Below are 3,382 nucleotides of genomic sequence, written 5' to 3' on the forward strand. Positions count from 1 at the left end.
TGATTTACTTATTAGACAGTAAATCTTTTTAACTTATAATAGAGAGCGGTCAGGCTAGTTACTTGGTATTTTTTGAATATATTCATTTTATGTGCACTTATCGCGGACTTACTGACATCAAAAAGTATTGAAATTTTTTCACTCGACATGCCAATCAGTAAACACGGTAAGATCTGTTTCTCTCGCTTTGTGAGATTTAATGATTTCGGTTTTGCTCGCGAATAAATCGTAGATGAATCACTTAATAAATAATCAGTACAATATAGACAACCGCAAAGGACAGTCTCTATCTCTGGGACGGATGTTGTTTTGCATAGGTAGACAATATCTGTTTTTTTTGAAAAGAAATAATCGTCTGACAAGCCACTTTCTTTAGAGTAAAGGATAAGACTTTTCTTCTTTATCGTCTGGTCAATCAATTTAAAAAATCGAAATTGATCAAACATAGATATATTATCGATATCAAAAATCACTACGGGATTAAAAGAATTTATAATTAGAGATTCAAATTCAGTTAAAGTGGTACACACTTTAATAGTGTCACTGTTCATACCCTGACGGCTAATAATAATTGGTTCGATGATTTGTCTTAAAGCAAACCGAATTAAATCACTACCACTGTATATAATAACATCTCTCATAAATCACCTTTTACATTTAGATTATCTAACGATTAATCGAATAAACAAACAGTTAAACGCAAATCAAATATCTGGTGTGGATCAAAGAGTATGCGTTGAGACCGTCCCTGGTCTCTTTATCCATCCTGGTTTAATAGTGGTTAATCGTGAAAATAATTACCCTTTAGAACAATAAAAATAACAGTAATGCTCAACAGCCTCAAACCACATGTGTATTAAGTTCAAGGTGATTTATCAACAGTAACTTTTACCTTACGCCATGGAAAATTCATTTCCCCATGGCGAGGCTAATAACATCATTTAACGTAAGTTATTAATAATAGTTAATCAAAAATACCACTTTCCCATCGGCTCTTCCTGGCGAGACTGTCGATGCCGTTTGATAATATCGCGCAGATAACGGTATCTTCACTGATTGTTGACTGTTGGTGAGAGATACTGTGATGTTTTTGGAAAAATCTAAAAGAGACGGTGAACTTGTCGCGCCATAACCCAATTGTATTCCGACGCCTTTTGCAGCCGAAGCATTAGAACTGTCGACAGCAAAAATACCATTACTGGAATTCAATATTGCGGTTGCCGGGGTCAATTTAACATTTAAGGTATTATTGATAGGCTGACCCACCGTCGTGCTACCTGTTCCCTCCACAATGTTGTAGGAGCTATTATTAAAATACCCATGGAAAACAGGACAATTTGTCAGGTTAATAGATGCGTCTTTCCACGGTGTTGTCGATCCAATCCCGGTAAAATATTTACTCACCTCAAAAGACCCCATCGCAACATTCACATCGGGTGTGGTGCAGGTTTGAGACACAATATTTAAGCTGCCACTAAAGCTGAGGTTATAAATCGGTATTGGTGCACTATTGGTGAGCGTCGGATCCGTCGAAAGATTTAATCTTACGCGCGGTAAATTAGCACCGTTAATCGTGCCGGGAGAAACAGGGCCAATTTTAATCAGTGAAAGTACCGCATTGATTCTTACATTAAAATTGAAGAATGACGTTCCGGAATAGGTTGTGGTATAGGCGACCGTAGGTAGCGCCTGATTGCTCAAGTCGCTCGATACAACAACCCCAATACCGGGAACCTGGGTCTGATAAACACGATTAGGGAAAGGAGAACCACTCCAACTAGCTAGAGTGGGTGTACTGGTATACTCAAGAGTTTGAGGTGCGTTAAAAGACCCCGCGCCGCAGGTAAATGCATCAGTCGCGGTACCCGGATCTCTGAAATCAAGCCGATACACTACCGTTCCATTCGGCATGTCAGGCCCTACGGTAATACTGGCGGGTGACAGAGCGGCAACAAAGGTACGCGCTGGTGTGATTTTAGTGGTGCACGTCGCCAGTGCCAATGCATATTGGCTGCAACTCAATAACGCACTTAGCAAAATTAATTTATTAAGCTTATTCATATTATTACTCGCTTTGTGATCATCGAAGCAGGTGTAAATTCCAATGTTTACTTATTAACTCATCTCACCGTGATGAAAATAAAGTGAGAATATTTGTAATCGCTTAGGTACTGTTTCTAATAATAATTAATGGTAAACGTTAGCCTTCCATCGGCTCTGCCGGGCTGTACTGTCGCACTGGTTTGGTAATACCGTGCGGATAATGGAATTTTAAACGTCGGTGTACCATCATTAGCTGGCGTAAATCTCGGGGTAGAGCCAAAATTAAATGGTACCGGTGTTTCGGTATTATTCCCCGAACCTAATTGAATCCCTACACCTTGAGCTGCGGGCATTTGTGTCGATGAGTTGACCGCCATAATGCCACTGGCAGAATTAATAATAGGGTTTGATGGTGTCAGTGAAACTGTAATGGTATTCGCTTTAGAGGCTCCAGTACCCTGAGTGCCATCGTTTGAGTAAAAGAAATTTCGGCCATCCTCTTTCGTCCCATAAAAATAGGGGCAATCCGTAAATTTAATACTCGCATCTATCCACGGTGTCACACTGCCGACACTTTTAAATTCGGTATTTATATTATGACTGCCCAGTTGAACATTGATATTGCTGGGTGTTGTGCAGGTACGTGAAACTATATTGATCGAACCACCAAAGTTTGCCGTCAATATTGGCATGGTAGGTACACCCTGCACATTATAATCAACCCCAACCGTGAGGAGATTAGACCCAAGCAGAATACCGGGGGTTACCGGTCCTATCTTGACTAAAGAGATGTCGAATTCAGGTGCAAAGCTGCGAGTGACGGAACCAGGGGCAGTTCCCTGGGTTCTTAACCTCGGAAACGGAGTGCCAGAGTACCAGGCAACAAAGCCAATACCTGGAACACCGGTTTCATATATTTGCCCGGGATAAGGGTTTCCATTCCAGGATGATAATGGTCTGGGTGCCAGCCTTATCACATCATTTACAGTAAAAGTATGGCCACCATCGCAATTGATCGCAGGTTGAAACGATGGCTTGAAATATTGTCGGTACAGCACTGTGCCGTCTGGCATGTCAGGGCCTACAGTAATATTGGCACCCTGAAGCTGAATGGTAGTATTTATCGCCTCCCTGCCCGTGATATAGGTGCAAGTCAATGCGTAAACTGATTTTATTGGCATCAAAACCAGACAAACCAACAGGAGCTTTTTCATGATATCACTCACTTTTTATGGTCGTGGCCCGACGCTCATCAACCTGACCCTGAGGCACACAGGTCGAGGTAAACCGCATCATCGCGCTGGCTTTACCGTTGGCTAATTGCGGCGGCAGAATATAG

General features: G+C 41.5%; 3 protein-coding genes. All 3 read right to left on the reverse strand.

Annotated elements, in window-relative coordinates:
- Positions 1-11: 11 nt before the first annotated feature.
- The 3 genes from V2A85_RS22735 to V2A85_RS22745 all read right to left on the reverse strand — a co-directional run bounded on the left by V2A85_RS22735 (position 12) and on the right by V2A85_RS22745 (position 3,257).
- A complete protein-coding gene (locus V2A85_RS22735; RefSeq protein WP_420072439.1) occupies positions 12-641 on the reverse strand; it encodes a LuxR C-terminal-related transcriptional regulator in 630 nt (209 codons plus the stop codon).
- Between the two features lie 313 nt (positions 642-954).
- A complete protein-coding gene (locus V2A85_RS22740; RefSeq protein ID WP_420072440.1) occupies positions 955-2,061 on the reverse strand; it encodes a fimbrial protein in 1,107 nt (368 codons plus the stop codon).
- Between the two features lie 116 nt (positions 2,062-2,177).
- Positions 2,178-3,257 (reverse strand): fimbrial protein, encoded by a 1,080-nt coding sequence (locus V2A85_RS22745; protein ID WP_420072441.1) that lies wholly within the window; start codon positions 3,255-3,257, stop codon positions 2,178-2,180.
- Positions 3,258-3,382 lie beyond the last annotated feature (125 nt).

The organism is Yersinia sp. 1252 StPb PI (assembly GCF_048593885.1).
GTDB lineage: Bacteria > Pseudomonadota > Gammaproteobacteria > Enterobacterales > Enterobacteriaceae > Yersinia > Yersinia enterocolitica_E.